This window comes from Fulvivirga aurantia, assembly GCF_009711475.1.
GTDB lineage: Bacteria > Bacteroidota > Bacteroidia > Cytophagales > Cyclobacteriaceae > Fulvivirga > Fulvivirga aurantia.
The window spans coordinates 1-15744 of record NZ_SMMD01000908.1; the positions used below are offsets into that span (position 1 = coordinate 1).

9 protein-coding genes are annotated in these 15744 nt (G+C 40.6%); 5 read left to right on the plus strand and 4 right to left on the minus strand.

The window, feature by feature from the left end; genetic code table 11:
• The 4 genes from E1176_RS16175 to E1176_RS16190 all read left to right on the plus strand — a co-directional run.
• A partial coding sequence (locus tag E1176_RS16175) for a WD40 repeat domain-containing protein (protein WP_185152847.1) occupies nucleotides 1–1380 on the plus strand: 1380 nt, incomplete at its 5' end.
• A complete protein-coding gene (locus E1176_RS16180; RefSeq protein WP_155211931.1) occupies nucleotides 1377–2417 on the plus strand; it encodes a porin family protein in 1041 nt (346 codons plus the stop codon). The genes E1176_RS16175 and E1176_RS16180, both read left to right, overlap by 4 nt.
• Nucleotides 2414–3619: a hypothetical protein gene (locus E1176_RS16185; RefSeq protein WP_155211934.1), complete on the plus strand. Its 1206-nt coding sequence runs from the start codon at nucleotides 2414–2416 to the stop codon at nucleotides 3617–3619. The genes E1176_RS16180 and E1176_RS16185 overlap by 4 nt, the downstream gene beginning before the upstream one ends.
• Nucleotides 3620–3639: 20 nt before the next feature.
• A complete protein-coding gene (locus E1176_RS16190; RefSeq protein ID WP_155211936.1) occupies nucleotides 3640–9549 on the plus strand; it encodes a PKD domain-containing protein in 5910 nt (1969 codons plus the stop codon).
• A gap of 4 nt (nucleotides 9550–9553) precedes the next feature.
• Here E1176_RS16190 and E1176_RS16195 read toward each other — a convergent pair whose 3' ends face one another.
• Entirely contained in the window at nucleotides 9554–10336 is a 783-nt protein-coding gene (locus E1176_RS16195; protein ID WP_155211938.1) for a T9SS C-terminal target domain-containing protein, read from the minus strand.
• Between the two features lie 71 nt (nucleotides 10337–10407).
• Complete coding sequence (locus E1176_RS16200; RefSeq protein WP_155211940.1) at nucleotides 10408–11646, minus strand: ABC transporter permease; 1239 nt, start codon at nucleotides 11644–11646, stop codon at nucleotides 10408–10410.
• Between the two features lie 209 nt (nucleotides 11647–11855).
• On the opposite strand from E1176_RS16200, the gene E1176_RS16205 reads away from it, so the two are divergent.
• Nucleotides 11856–13115: an asparagine synthetase B gene (locus tag E1176_RS16205; protein WP_155211942.1), complete on the plus strand. Its 1260-nt coding sequence runs from the start codon at nucleotides 11856–11858 to the stop codon at nucleotides 13113–13115.
• A gap of 10 nt (nucleotides 13116–13125) precedes the next feature.
• On the opposite strand, the gene E1176_RS16210 is transcribed toward E1176_RS16205, so the two are convergent.
• Both E1176_RS16210 and E1176_RS16215 read right to left on the minus strand, forming a co-directional pair.
• Complete coding sequence (locus E1176_RS16210) at nucleotides 13126–13719, minus strand: MiaE family protein (RefSeq protein ID WP_155211944.1); 594 nt, start codon at nucleotides 13717–13719, stop codon at nucleotides 13126–13128.
• Nucleotides 13720–13725: 6 nt separating this feature from the next.
• Nucleotides 13726–15651, minus strand: coding sequence for a putative porin (locus E1176_RS16215; RefSeq protein ID WP_185152848.1), 1926 nt, complete (start codon nucleotides 15649–15651; stop codon nucleotides 13726–13728).
• Between the last annotated feature and the right edge of the window lie 93 nt (nucleotides 15652–15744).

Below are 15744 nucleotides of genomic sequence, written 5' to 3' on the forward strand. Positions count from 1 at the left end.
GCTGCTTTACTTGCTAAGCAAGATGCTGAACAACAACGTATAAGAGCCGAGGCTGGTGAAGCTTCAGCAGAAAGAAATGCTGCCCTGGCAGAGGAAAAGCGTATTGAAGCAGAAAAAAACGAACAATTAGCCAAAGTAAGAGAGCGTGAAGCAATCGTAGCTAAAGCGGCTGCTGATCGGTTGAGATATCTGGCTCTAGGCAAAGCTATGGGTCTGAAGTCGACCCAATTGAGAACGGAACAGAAAGAATTAAAAGGGCTTTTGGCACAACACGCTTATTTGTTTAACTCCAAGTATGAAGGTGACCCTTATGATAACGACATATACGATGGTCTGTATTATGCGATAAAAGAATTGGATGATCCTCTGGTAAAAAGTCTCGAAGGACATGAAAAAGGTATTCGGACTCTTACCTCCTCTCCTAACGGAAATTTGGTTTTCTCAGCCGATACTGAAGGTAAAATACTAAAATGGTCGTTACAGGGAGAACGGCGTGTGGCCGATACACTGGCCTCTAGTCGTAGGCAAAATCATGTTGTAAGATCATTGGCTGTAACCTCTGACAACTCCCGGCTGATTGCAGGTGGTGAGTTTAACCGAGGATCAGGTGCATCTTATGTGGAAATTTTACAGACAAGTGGCAAAAATGAACCAAAACAATTAGATGGTTTTGAAGGTAGCGTTTGGAATCTAATTATTACACCAGATGACCAGGGCTTTTATACGCTTGATAAAGGTGGTAAAAGCATAAAATACTCCAATTTCAACGAAGTAAATGAAGTTGCTACAAGCAATATAAGGCTCAATGATATAGCGCTCAGTAATGATGGCAACTATATAATAGCCGCTGGCAATAACGGAAAAATTTACCTTTTCGATACACAAAGAAACTTTGCTCAGTCAGAGATATATAATAATGGTGCTAAGGTACTCAACATTGCTACCAGCCAGGATAACCAGGTTGCCATTGGTGACGAGACAGGCCTGATAAAGGTATTTAAGTTATTTGGTAACCAAGGAGTTACAAGGCTTGTAGGGCATAGCTCACCGATCGAAGCCATCGAGTTTAGCCGAGACGGGCGCTTTATAGCAACTGCCTCCAGAGACAAAACTGTGAGGCTTTGGAATCGAAAAAGACTCAATGCACAACCTATTACGCTAAAAGATCACCCTGACTGGGTATTTTCTATCGCTTTTACCCCTAACGGACAACAAATACTAGCCGGTACTAAAGAAACCGTGGTGAGAGCCTGGCCGACTAATATTGAAGTCATGACAGATAAAATTTGTAGTAAAATCGATAGAAATATGACCGAAGATGAGTGGCAAGCCTTTGTCGGTGATGATGTACCTTATGAAAAAACCTGTCAGGATAAATGAAAAAAATTTTACCAGTTCTTTTTATCAGTTTCATCAGCTTATCCTCCTGGGCGCAAACCGTATGTACGCAAACGCTAAGGCAAGCACGTACTGTATATGATGAAGGGCGTGTACACGAGCTGCCATCATTATTAGAAAGTTGTATCAGGAATGGGTTTACCAAAGAAGAAAAAACAGAGGCTTACAGACTATTAATTCTTTCTTACATCTATCTCGATGAACCCACAAAAGCCGATGAAACGATGTTGGCACTATTGAGGGAAAATCCTCGATTTAGAATAAACAACGAAGCCGACCCAAGCGAACTGATCAACTTATACCAAACATTCAGAACCTGGCCGGTTTTTAGATATGGAATAAAACTCGGTGCGAATTATACGTATGTAAATGCCATTTCTGCAAATGGCACAAATAGTTTAAACAGCGCTGATTCCAGAGGTGAGTATGAACCACGCCTAGGCTTTAGAGGTGGGGTAGTTTTTGAAGTACCTCTGGGGAATGGCTTAAGTTTAAACCCTGAGGCTTTTTATTCAATCACCACATTCAGGTATGACAACGAAGAATTCATTCCTGGAATATCTGACATAGTGGCCACAGAACAGCAATCCTTAATTGAATTACCCATAAATCTTCAGTATCAAATCGCTGATAAATATTATTTGCCCTATGTATCTGTTGGGGTAACACCTGCCTATTTGTTAGCATCAGAGCTTGAGGTAGAAAGAAATATTGTAAACGAGCAAAGTGTTGAAGTAGACACGCGAGACATCTCAGAGATGAGAACTCAGTTTAGCCTAAATGCCACGGCAAGTGCAGGAGTTAAATTTCCTATAGGACAAGGCTATTATGTCTTAGAAGGACGGTTTAACTACGGGCTTACTAATTTTTCTGATCAGAAAGAAGCACTGGAAGTCGACCCGCTGTTGACGTGGAACTGGCGATATGCAGATAGTGAATTTAAGACCAATACGGTATCTATTCATCTTATTGGCTATTTATTCGACAAATACATACCTAAAAAACTAAAAGTTAAATGAGGCCCTATTTAATCATACTGATAGTTGCAATTATGGGTTGCTCAGGAATAGATGCAGTTGAACCTACAGAAAGGCTTACCTTCATCAAGTTTTTTAGTGGCATGGGTAATTATGAGGGTAAAGACTTTCTACTGGAAGATAACCTTGAATATGTATGTGTCGGTAATTCTGTAATAGAAGATAGCGTGACCGCGATTATGTATAAACTAGACCCTATGGGAAATACAGTGTGGTCAACAACATTTGAGCAAACAGAAGCGGCTTCTATTGTACCATTAGCAGACGGTTACATTGTAGCAGGCGATCGTATCAAAAGTCTCACACCTACCGAAACCTTAACGCTCATGTATGTCATAAAAACCGATTTAGAAGGAAATATTATCGATTCGGTTTCTTTTGGCAATGAAGCAAATGAGTTAGATCATAGTACATCATCGGCATATTTAAATGCATCTGGAGAATTGATCTTACTTGGGGCCGGTGAAAATGAAGATGACAGCGAAAGTGCAGTATTATGGTCTCTAAATACTGATGACCTATCGACCACTTCCTTAAAAAAATACTCACTCATTAATCGTAATTATGAAAATGGAAAGTCATTGCTCGAAACAAACGATTCGAGGATGATCTGGGTGGGATCAGCCATCGTACCAGCGGAAGATGATTTTGATAGTTACATCACCGTGCCGGTCATTGAGTCAGGATCAGAATTTGTCAATAATAATCTGTACGGAAGAACCTTGCCTGAAAACTACCGAGGAGAAGATATTGTGAAAAATTTTACGGGTTTTTCTGTGGTAGGAACCCAAACGGATGATGATGACTCAAATGGCAATATTTTGCTTTTGAGGCTTAACAGCTCAGGTGATATTATTGCCAATGCTGAAACAACTTATGATATAACAGCTGGTGACAAAGGTCTATCTGTAGATGCCACACAAGACGGTGGTAATATTATACTGGGCAGAATCACCAGCAATACAACCATTGGCAACGGTGGCAATGACTTTTACCTCATAAAAACTGATTTTAATGGGAATGAAGTCTGGAGCAAAAACCTGGGAGGAAGTGGGAATGAGCTTGATGGAGTAATAAAGCAGCATAGCGATGGTGGGTATGTGATATTCGGCACCTCACAATTACAGGGTGTAAGCTCTATGGTGCTCATTAAGACTGATCAAAATGGTAGTTTAATAAACTAGAGTTACAAAAAGTAGTTGGCATGTTTAAAAAGAATTTCATCTTCATATTGCTCATTCTATGGAGTAGTGTCAGTTTATTGGCACAACCTACTGTAACCATAGATCAGGCTTCTACACAGGCAGATCCGGCCTCAACACAGCCATTAGAGTTTACCATAATTTTTAGTGAAGCCGTTTCAGGTTTTATCGATGACAGCGGGATTACTTATGGAGGAACAGCTCCTGGATCGTTATCTGGAACTGTGACTGAAACAGGCCCTATGGATGGCACTACCTATACATTATCAGTGAATGGAGCCACCGGTGTAGGTACTATTACAGCAAGTGTTAACGCAAATGCAGCAAATGCTGTAGCTGCTCCAAATGATCCGAATGTAGCAAGTACAAGCACTGACAACACTGTTACCCTTGTCGGAATTTCTCCTTCAGTTACGATTAATCAGGAAGCATCTCAAGATGATCCTTCAAACGACAATCCCCTTCTATACACTGTTATCTTCAGTGAGCCCGTCTCAGGATTCGCTGATGACTCAGATTTAAGTTTTGCAGGGAGTTTAGGCGGTACCTTTAGTGCTACAGTTACTGAGGTTGCACCTTCAGACGGCACCACCTATGAAGTAGCAGTCACTAGCACTAATATGACTGCAGGTAACCAGGGTACTGTGGTGGTTACGATAAATGCGGGCGCTGCCAACGCAACAGGTGGTCTCAATGAACCCTCCGAAGCAAGCTCTAGCACAGATAATGAAATTACTTATGACAATGATGACCCTCAGATTTTAAATCTATCACCCAATGATAATGCAGTTGATGTTTCTGTTTCATTAGGCAATTTACAATTAGTATTTAATGAAAATGTTCAATTAGACCCTACCCCATCTAGTAACAACGATACTAGAATCCGGTTGAGAATCGGTAGTTCGACTGTCCAGACTTTTAATAAAACAGACCCTGAAATTAGCATCATAAATAACACAGTAAACATCGATGTTTCAGGCTACACCTTTCAGTCATCCACAGAATACAATGTCAGGGTTGGAAATGACTTTTTTGAAGACCTTGCAGGTAACAATTTTTCAGGCACCAATTCCTCTCAATGGACATTCACAACACTTGGCTTAGGTGTTTCAGGGCCGACACTCAACTTATGTACTAGCGGTCCATATTTTGATTTAGGTGATATTACTGTGTCAGAAGCTGCTGATAACGACTTTGGCACTGGAACTACACAAACTTTCATACTATCTGCTCCTTCAGGTTTTGAATTACAACCCGGCTCGGCAAACATAACCTCTTCTGGTAGCGACATATCCAATGTCACTGTGGCAAATAATAGCAAAGACATAATTGTTTTCTACGACATAACAGGTACTTCAGGTACTGATCAGTTTGTAATCTCAGATCTTAGGGTTCGTGCAACCACCACGCCCTCCTCCGGTGATATCTTAAGAACCGGTGGTACAGCTGTACAGAATGGGAATGGTGTAGCAGATGCAAACTCGCACGGTAGTCTGAGTAGTACGGCCAGCACGCTGTCTTTCTCAAGTGATGATGCAGACAACACTATATGCTCTGATGATGCCATCACATTCACTGCGAATGCCACAGGAGCTTCTAATTACACTTTTAGAGTTAATGGCAACGTAGCCCAAAGTAGTGGTAGTGGTATCTTCACTCCTTCATTTTCTTTCAACGATGGTAGTGTGGTATCTGTAACTGCCACAGGAGGTTCTTGCACTGAGTATGGAGAGATAACAATTAACGTAAACGAAAGCCCGGACAAACCATTTTTAGTTTCTGATAAACCAGGGAATGAAGCTTGTTACACTGATGTATTTAATTTTTCTGTAGAACCAACAGGTGCCAGTAATTATACGTTTATAATATTTGACGGATCAACTAATGAGTTCTACGATCAAGGATTATCTAACACATTTTCAATTGATTCTATTGCTGATGGTAGTACAGTGAGTGTAAGGGTTAGATTACCAAATGGTTGCACAAGTGATAGTGATCCAATTATGATATCTACAATTGATCTCACTCCTGTATTCAACCCTTCGCAAAATACATTTCCATGGGATGCCCCTCCTTTTCCACTGACAGAGGGAACTTCGAATGAATCTCCAGATTCTTTTGAATATTCCGGCCCTGGGGTCTATAAAGACAATCTAGATGATTATTTTTTTAATCCAAATACATTTGTAAACAACCAACAAAATGTAACAGTCAATTATAATGTCATCAAAGGTGGTTGTTCAGCTACTGCTAGTTCTGAATTCACCGTATATGATCCTAATCAAGTTATTCAAGGTCTTCTTAATGTCTATTGTGACGAGCAAACATACGGTAATCAAACAATTAACTACCCTCCCGTACCACCTCCCAACAATAGTTTTGGATCGGGAAATACAGTCACACAAATAAATAGAGAGTATTATGACATTATAGGAGATGGAATTGTAAGTAGTAATACCGGACCATCTGCATCTCATACTTTCAACCCTGAAACTGCCAAGTCGCTAAGAGGCGTAAACAATACTATTTACTTGACAGTAAGAGTGAGAGAAACCGTAACGATAACCATTACCATTCCATTTTTTCCTCCTTTCGTAACTACTGATACAAGGATCATAAACTGGTTTGCTGACGATACCGAAATTCGACAACTACCTGATCCTGATTTTAAATTGGAAAGAGCAGGGGTTGAAATACTGAATAATGTCTTTTGTAATACTGAGACACAAGTAGACCTTGTAGGGACTCCAGCTGGTGGGGAATTTACCGGTGATGGTGTTTCGGAACCTTCCTCAGGAAATTTTATTTTTAGACCAGATTTCTTTTCAGATGCTTCTATTAGCGGTTTTGGTCCTCTAAATGTGCCTATCACCTATACATTTACCGATGGTGCCGGGTGTGTATCTACATTAACAAGAAACATTGTTATTTACGAAACACCAGATGCACCTTTTGCTAATAATATCGATCAATGCGCTTCCACTGGCATAAACCCACCTTTAAGTGTAGCGGGAGAAACAGGAGCTTTATTTACCTGGTATAGTGATGCTTCTCTGACCAATGTAATTGGTAATGGTGAAACTTTTGACCCCAAAAATACCGGCACCACAAACGATTTATTTTATGTGACCCAAACGCTCAATGGTTGTGAGAGTCCAGCTTACGCTGTCAGCTATATTATTAGGTCATCTCCAGAGGCAATCATATCTAATCTGGAGGTAGATCTTTGTGAAAATGAAGGTGTCGAAAACTTTCAATTTACAGTTCCAGTAGGTGCTGACTCTGTATCCTGGTTTATCGATGGGGTCGCTCAACCATTTTCTCCGAACCCAAGCATAGACCCCGCAGTACTGGGCCCTGGCATATATGAAATTACTTATTATGTCGATTTTCAATATGGCAGCCTCACCTGTAGCGATATTGAAGTAGTAAATGTTAGAGTTAACCCAACACCTCAACTCTCAATAGACATATTGAACAGCGATGGAAATATTTGTAGATCAGATGGACTTATAGAATTACTGGGAAGTGAAGTGGATGGAATATTCAGAGGCAAGACAGCTGCTATAGACAATGCAGTAACCAACATTGGTAATGGGCGTGCAATCTTTGACCCGAGTGTTGTCACTATTCAACCTGACAGAACCTATACAGTAGAATTTGAGTATGAAGATGCAACTACCAACTGCTCAAATATCATAGAGCAGGATTTATATATTTATCCTGATTATGACTTAAATTTTGATGTCGTAAATGATAGAATTTGTGAAAACGAGCCCATTGAAATAGTCTCACAAGTGGCATCTCTTCCAGCCGCTGCAGGAGTGGATATCATATCAATAGGTTGGGATTTTGGCGATGGAAGAGTCTTACCAATAAGTCCGGTTGATGATAATATACCTGCGGGTACTCATGGTGGCAAAACAACTGGCACCTTTAGAGAACCAATTCATATTTTTGAAGGCACCGGTGAGTTTACAGTTAGATTAACTGCCATTTCGGGTGAAGGATGTGAAAGAACATATGATACTGAAACCGTTACTGTATTAGAATTTCCAGAGCCCGATTTTACATGGACGAATGTGTGTGGCGATAGTCAGGTGCAATTTCAGGGTGAACTAAATAACTCCGGTTTAGATGAAAGCCAAATTCAAAATTGGCGCTGGGATTTTGGTGACGGACAGATCGCAACGGGTAGAAATGTGCAACATCAATACACCTCCCCTGGTACATATACCATCTCGTTAGACGTTATTACCGAAGCTGGTGCCAATGCAACTACAGGGTGCCCCGCAAGCTTTACTAAAGATATTTATGTTGTCCCTAATTACTCTCTTGACGAAAGTACCAATAAGAGCTACACAGCAAATTTTGACAACGATAATGGTGGTTGGATCTCTGGTGGTAGTCAAAGTTCCTGGGAGCGAACTACGCCTTCCGGTCAACTTTTGAATCAGGACGCCTCCTCAAGCGGTACAGGTCGAGCATGGAAAACTAACAATTCTGACAATAGATATAATCAAGGAGAACAATCCTGGGTGCATAGCCCCTGCTTTGATTTCACGGCAATGTCAAAGCCCGTTTTTCAGATGGATACATGGTATGCGACTAATGAAGGTTTGGCCGGTGCAGTACTGCAATACAACCTTACTAATCTTACAGAAGATGATAACAACTGGGAAACTGTGGGTGTGTTAGATGGTGGGTTAAACTGGTACAATGCCTCTGGTATACAGGGCAGACCTGGAAACCAAGCATCTGGAGCAAACTTAGGCTGGACGGGGAGTATTACAGATCCATCGACAAATGCATGGGCAACTGCCGCTTATAATTTAGATTTTCTGGCAGGTGAGCCCTTGGTAAGGTTCAGAATAGCATTTGGTAATCTCACAGGTGCTGAGGCTAAAGAAGATGAGGAAGGTTTTGCGTTTGATAATATCTTTATCGGAGAACGCTCCAGAAATGTACTCATCGAAAACTTCACGAACACTGGCACGGAAAGCGCTGTAACTCATAATAATTTCTTTAAAGGCTTTGTTACTTCTCTTAGCGAAAAAGTGCCTTTGCAGTATCATGTGAGCTTTCCTGGTGAAGATCCTATCAATGCTATGAATATTAGTGATCCAAACTCTCGTGCGGCTTATTATGGAATAAACGAAGCACCTACGGTAAGATTGGATGGTACTTTTGAAGATGGGTCAATAGATGATTGGCTGGAAGAAATTTATGATAAAGCCACTTTAAGACCTGCCCCGGTAGATATAGAGATATCAACTGTCGATGCAGGGAATTCAGCACTCAACATAGCCACCACGATTGATATAAAAACATCTCTTGAAAGCAATACGGTTGTGCACGTGGCTGTTGTAGAAAAGACTATTGACAATATATCGACCGCCAACGGAGAAACTAATTTCTTATATGTGGTGAGAAAAATGCTCCCAGATGCTGCTGGCACAAGATATACCGAGATGCTCGAAGCCAACGAGCAAATCAACCTGAATTTGTCCTGGGCTTCCCCAACCTTTGTTGATGATAGAGATGCTGCTATTGTGGTCTTTCTGCAAAATGAAGACACCAGGGAGGTGTATCAGGCTGCTATATTAGAAAACCCTTTGAATGTACCACAGGAAGTCGTTACAGGTTTAGATAAAAGCCAGATGACAGGATTTACCATATTCCCTAACCCGGCTAACGAGAAGGTAACGATAATTTTCAACAATACGCTAGATGATAATTTTGTGAAAATTTATGATGCGTTTGGCAAGTTAATCTTTGAGCAAGAGGTACAAAAGGCAACACGGCAGGTACAAATAAATACTAAAGATCTTGCCAACGGTCTTTACCATGTACAAATGAAAAATGAGAATGGAGCTGTCGAGAAGAAAAGATTGATGATCATCAAGAGATAGTTGCTTACTTCTTTACAAACTTCTCTTTCCGGTTTTGAATGTTTAGGTAATATTCTCCAGGCTTCAATTCATCTATCGTAATTTCAATGCCTTCGCCTTGCTTTACTTCTTTACCAAAATAGTCTGTGATAACGTAACGGGCCGAGTCTGATAAGGTGAGAGTGGTAGTAGCTACTGAGGGGTAAAATGTAATGAGTTCTGATTGACTAAAAGCCATTTCCATGCTGTAAATGGCTTCACCCTTATCAGGTTGATATTTAACCCGATAATTATTCACTCCCTTTGTATGTGGCGCATTTACCGTATAGGAATTAGTCTGTAAGGCTTCTTTTGCAGGGACATTATCAATTATATGCCAATCTTTTTCTTCCGTTTCCTGCTCGATGATATAAACACCTCCACCCCTTTCACCCTGCGTCATCCAGTTGATTGAGTTGTTGTCTGTCTCAGCAGTAAGAAATTTAAAACTTGAGGTGGTTTTGAGCACTTGTGGGTTTACCACACGAGGTTTACACCCCTCTGAGTGCGTTATTCTAATTACAACGAGGTCATTGATACTCAAATAAGATAAATCGATGCGATAAGCGGAGACTCTCGGTTGGTTGTATATCTGTCGGTCGTTTACATATACTTCCTGGGTGCAAAATAGTTTGGTAGCAGGATCATACGGGTTTTGTACATATATGTCTTTACCTTGGTAAGCACCCGACAGCACTAGCTCAGCAGCCGTGCCTTCTTTACCGGTCCCAAAAATAGTAATTGCAATCGCCAACCATAAAATTCTCATCACTCTTCTATTTAGGAAAATTTACTTTCTGTGGCAATTAAATCAACAAAAAGCTGAAGAAGGTGTGAAAATTATTCAAATCTCAGAGATTCTATAGGGTCAAGCTTAGAAGCTTTTCTTGCCGGATAGTAACCGGATAGTAGACCAACTACGATACATACGACAACTCCTACAAATACCCATAACCAGGGAACTACAAGTCCTTCTATACCTATGATGCTTGAGATGAGGTTACCGATGGCAATTCCTAATATAACCCCCGCGATACCGCCCAAAAGACATACGACAATTGCTTCAATGATAAACTGCTGCCTGATCCGGAGTGGTGTAGCCCCAAGTGCTTTTCTTACACCAACCTCTCTGGTCCTTTCTGTTACAGACACCAGCATTATATTCATTAAAGCAATAGATGCTCCTAGTAGTGTGATAAAGCCGATACCGAAGCCTCCTAAGCGCATTACGCTTGTAATACTTTCTAACCTTTCAGCTAAAGATTCACTTTTAGCAATTTCGAAAGAATTTGGCTCTCCCAGCCTATCTTGTCTGATTTGTCTCATTAGTCCGGTAGCTTCACCCATGGCAAGATCGAGGTCTGTCGGGTTGTCTATTCCGATGGTAAGGCCGTACCTGAGACTTCTATTTGATGACAAGCGGCTTGCGTTGAGGATAGGTATGATTACAGAATTATCAGGACCACCACCGCCTCCGATTTGACCTTTCTCCTCTAATACACCTATAACTTTATACTTACTGCCAAGCAGAGAAATTTCTTTGTTTATAGGGTCTTCATTGTCCTTCATTAGCGCCTCTACTACATCTATCCCTACAATTGCCACATTGGTACCGTATTGGTTTTCTATTACTGAAAAATTTCTTCCTTTTTCGATATTCAAGCCTTCGAGGGCCACATATTCTTCATTTGCCCCTTTAATCCAGACATTGGGGTTAGTTTTTTCTGACTTGTATTTCACTTCGGCTGTCCCTGTTACATCTGTTGATAAACTTATACTACCAGGATATCGATAATTGTCTACAAATCGCTGAGCTTCCTTCAATTTGAGTGGCGGATAAGATTTCTCCACAACACCTCCTTGTCTGCCCCTCCTATTTCTTTTAGAGTAAATGTCAAATGTATTTACACCCAACTCAGAGAGGCTATCTGTTACTGAGTACTGAATACCGTCAATGGCAGTCAATATTCCTACCAGTGAGGTAATGCCAATGGCTACGATAAGTGCCGTAAGTACTGTTCTAAGCAAATTTGCATTTACTGATCGTAATCCTTCTCTTACATTCTCTAACAGATCCATGTATTAACTCGTTTGAAATGGTAACAGCCGTTCTTTCTAACATTAAGCTTTTAAAAGCGTAGAAAGAGATAGACCAAAGCCTATTATTTTGAAACTAAATTAAATAAATCTAACGTTGTACAAAGAGTAAATTGATTGAACGACTGCTTTAGAATTATTATCGGTTGTTTAAGCTGCTGAAATTAATCTTCACTCATCCGAAAGCCAAAATGAAAAAAGTAATACTGTCTTTAGTGCTCATCCTTGCTTGTTTATCGGTAAGAGCAAGCTACTTACTCATACCAATGGATGAAAAGCAATCTAATCATCTTAAAGGATATGGCATCGCATACTGGGTTTTGCAAAACGACATTGAAGTAAACTGGCTGCTCAACTATCGTGGGGGTAGTTTTATGTTTAAATACTATCAAAAGTTTGAAAACGAACTTATTATAAGGGGTGTAAGCTACGAAGTCATTTCAGATGCTCAATCTAATAGTGTAGTACAAAAGCTGGCGAGCCCATCGGCCAATACCGATGTGATGAAGTTGGAGAAATTTCCTAAAATAGCCGTTTACTCTCCTAAAAGTAAGCAACCCTGGGACGATGCAGTAACACTTGTTCTTACTTATGCCGAAATACCCTACGATGTTATTTTTGATGATGAGGTTTTGGAGGAAAAACTACCGGAATATGATTGGTTGCACCTGCATCACGAAGATTTTACGGGCCAATACGGTAAATTTTACAGGTCGTTTAAAAACATGCCCTGGTATATTGAGCAGCAGCGAGAGTTTGAAGAGTCTGCACGAAAGCATGGCTTCAGTAAAGTCTCACACTTAAAACTCGCTGTAGCTAAAAAAATAAGAAATTTTGTATCTGGGGGTGGCTTTCTGTTTGCCATGTGTTCTGCCACAGACACCTACGATATAGCCCTGGCCGGAGAGGGAATTGATATGGTCGAGCGCATGTTTGATGGCGACCCATCAGACCCAATGGCACAGCAGAAATTAAACTATGACAATACGTTTGCCTTCGAAGACTTCAAAATATCCAAAGATCCCTATGAGTACGAATTCTCAAACATCGACAATCAAATAGCAGAAAGAGGTCTTAGGGAAGAAAATGATTATTTCAATCTGTTTGAATTTTCGGCCAAATGGGATCCTATCCCAACCATGCTAACTCAGAATCACACCCGGGTAATCAAGGGCTTTTATGGACAAACTACCGGGTATAAGAAAGGCTTTGTTAAATCAGATGTGGTAATAATGGGCGAGAATAAGGCAATCAAAGAAGTGAAGTACATTCACGGAATCTTTGGTAAAGGCTTTTGGACTTTTTATGGTGGCCATGACCCGGAAGACTACCAGCATATGGTAAATGAAGAGCCTACAGATTTAAATCTGCACCCAAATTCGCCAGGTTATCGATTGATATTGAATAATATCCTGTTTCCTGCGGCCAAGAAGAAGAAACAAAAAACCTGATCAGAAAAGGCTAGTGCATACGATCACCGCGTACTTCGATGTTTTCAAGAATTTCGGCTTCTGCTCTAAGTATCTCTTTCCAACGCTTGGTTACATGCTCTTCAGGCATGTACTCTTTAGCCAAACTCAAAAAGTTTTTATAGTGGCTCGCCTCTGAGACCATCAGTTCGTAGTAAAATTTCTGCAATTCTGCGTCTTCGATATGCTTCCACAACAGACGAAAGCGTTCACAGCTTCGCGCTTCTATCAAAGCATTTAATAAAAGTTTTTCAACAAGTTGCTGCTCACGGCTCCCTCCTTTCTGCTCGATTTTAGCCAGCGCAGCTACGTACTCGTCCTTTCTCTGCTTTCCTAATTTATAGCCTCGCTTGTTTAATTGATCCAAAACCCGCTCAAAATGCCCCCACTCTTCGGCCACTACCGGGGTGAGCATTTCAACCACCTTCTCTTTGTCTGGGTACTTTACAATCAGAGATATGCAAGAGCTGGCGGCTTTTTGCTCACAGTAGGCATGATCTACCAGGATGTCTTCGATTTTTTTCTCAGCAATATTAACCCAGCGCGGGTCGGTAGGTAGCTCTAGTCCAAGTACGTGTTTTTCCATAAAGCTTTAATCATAAAAGGCCCATTCTAGCCCAAAGTCAAAAATCGTGGTTTGACCGGGATACTCCGGAGTGGCAAAATATCCTGTAGGTGAGAATATCTCATAAACGTTATTGAGTTTTAGGAATATTCTGGCTCTGTTGACCTTTGCATCAGCAAAAAAATCAATAATTGGAAATGCCTTAACTTCAAAATCGTGCACATAAAATTGCATAATCGCAGGATCATATCCATTAGCAAAATAGGTCGACCTCCAATAGGCATCAAATCCAAGGCGCCATTCGAGGTTGCCATCAAAACTAATGTCATTAAAAGCAATCTGCCCTCTGGCATAAATATCAGGAATATTGACTGCGTCTGCAGACCCACCGGAAACATTGGTGGCAATCACCGTTGACTTGAGCTTTAATTTTTTAGAAATATCAAGCTCGAGACCTAACGATGGACTTAATATATTGATATCTGATGAGGCCTGGGATGGTAATACAGTCTGTTGCACTTCACCTGAAGGCTCCTGCTCGCGAAAGTAAAGGTAGCTGCCCAAAAGCGTGTTAGATACTGAAGGCTTGAGTGTCAAAATGCCTAAGTCGACATTTAAGCCAACCTCAACTTTTGTAAATAGTGATGGATCAAAATCATTTACCCATACATCGTGACTGCCCCGGTAAGCTTTGTAAATATAGGCTGGCTCAAACTGTGAGGTAATGGCCCTCGCGTGGAACCAACTGTTTTGAATAGAACCTCCTATTTTAAAATTTCCGCCTTGTAAATATTCGCCAAAGGCCTCGATATAACTTGTAGAATCATTGCCAAATCTAAGGTTTACACCTCCATAGCTTTCACCGACATCACTATCAACCCCAGGGATCGTATCTGGGTTGAGGTATTTGTAGCGATAGTCTATATCTCTGTATTTGTAATAAAAGTTGTAAAAAGTTTTACCAATATCACCTTTCAACCCCAGTTCGTGTTGTCTGTAAGTTATTTTTGAGCGATCTCTTACTTCAGCTGAGTCAACCTCAACAAAATCAAAGTAATCCGGATTCTCCTCTAGGTTGTGATTAAAATCATTTTGCTGCTTATACCTATCAAACTGATGATAAAGCTGTATTTGATTATTAAGCTTGTATTGATGGTATAAATGAAAGTTTGTGCGTAATTCGTTATTCTCTGCCTGAGTAAGCGATAACTGCCTGTTTTCGTCAAAATAGACCGCTATAGGATCACCAGGGTTTGTAAGAATGCCTCCATATTCGTCTACCAAGTGGTTATTTCTGATAAAGTTACCTAGCACCTTATATTTGCCATCTCTGGTGCCATAGTGACCATAAAGTGTATAGTAGGTACCTCTTACATTTCTATCACCTCTACCCGACCGCTGTATTTGTTTGTCTATAAAAAGGCCTCGATAATCGAAACCAAAACCCGAACGTTCATCTATATTTCTTGCATAGTTTACATCTGTAATCGCTCTGCCATCTCCACCCCAGATGATATTAAAACTAGAGTGAGGAGATTTGGTGTCATAGTATTTAATTTTATCAGGACCCAACCAATAAAGATCAAAAATGGTAAAACCAGCGCTTTGTCCTATCACTTCGGGTTGCAGAGGAAAGATACTATTGGCCGGAGTACCTATGTTGCCAAGGTTATTGTATAAATATTCTTCTCTTGAGATAAACTGGTATTTATGCAAATCGATAATTGAAGTATCGATGGACCAGTAGTGTGGGTTATTGTATTTTATGTTAGCCTCGTAAGTAAACCTTGTGGTCGTAGGACCATAAACCTGTTTGGTTGTATCATCAAGTATCGAAGAACCGGAGCGTTCTTCTATTTCCCCTCCTTCATCTACTTCAATTATCTGCGCCTGACCGGCCAGTGACCCGAGAAGTAAACAAATTGAACCAAGTATGATTTTTCGAAAAAACACGCGCAAAATTATGTAAAAGAATCTAAGGGATAGTGACTTTTTAGCTTTTATCTACCTCTCTGGCCACAGCTTCAGCAATGAGCTTATCAAATT

Coding starts and splice junctions, on each gene's coding strand:
- E1176_RS16180 (WP_155211931.1), top strand. CDS start 1,377: ATGAAAAAAATTTTACCAGTTCTTTTTATCAGTTTCATCAGCTTATCC.
- E1176_RS16185 (WP_155211934.1), top strand. CDS start 2,414: ATGAGGCCCTATTTAATCATACTGATAGTTGCAATTATGGGTTGCTCA.
- E1176_RS16190 (WP_155211936.1), top strand. CDS start 3,640: ATGTTTAAAAAGAATTTCATCTTCATATTGCTCATTCTATGGAGTAGT.
- E1176_RS16195 (WP_155211938.1), bottom strand. CDS start 10,336: ATGAGAATTTTATGGTTGGCGATTGCAATTACTATTTTTGGGACCGGT.
- E1176_RS16200 (WP_155211940.1), bottom strand. CDS start 11,646: ATGGATCTGTTAGAGAATGTAAGAGAAGGATTACGATCAGTAAATGCA.
- E1176_RS16205 (WP_155211942.1), top strand. CDS start 11,856: ATGAAAAAAGTAATACTGTCTTTAGTGCTCATCCTTGCTTGTTTATCG.
- E1176_RS16210 (WP_155211944.1), bottom strand. CDS start 13,719: ATGGAAAAACACGTACTTGGACTAGAGCTACCTACCGACCCGCGCTGG.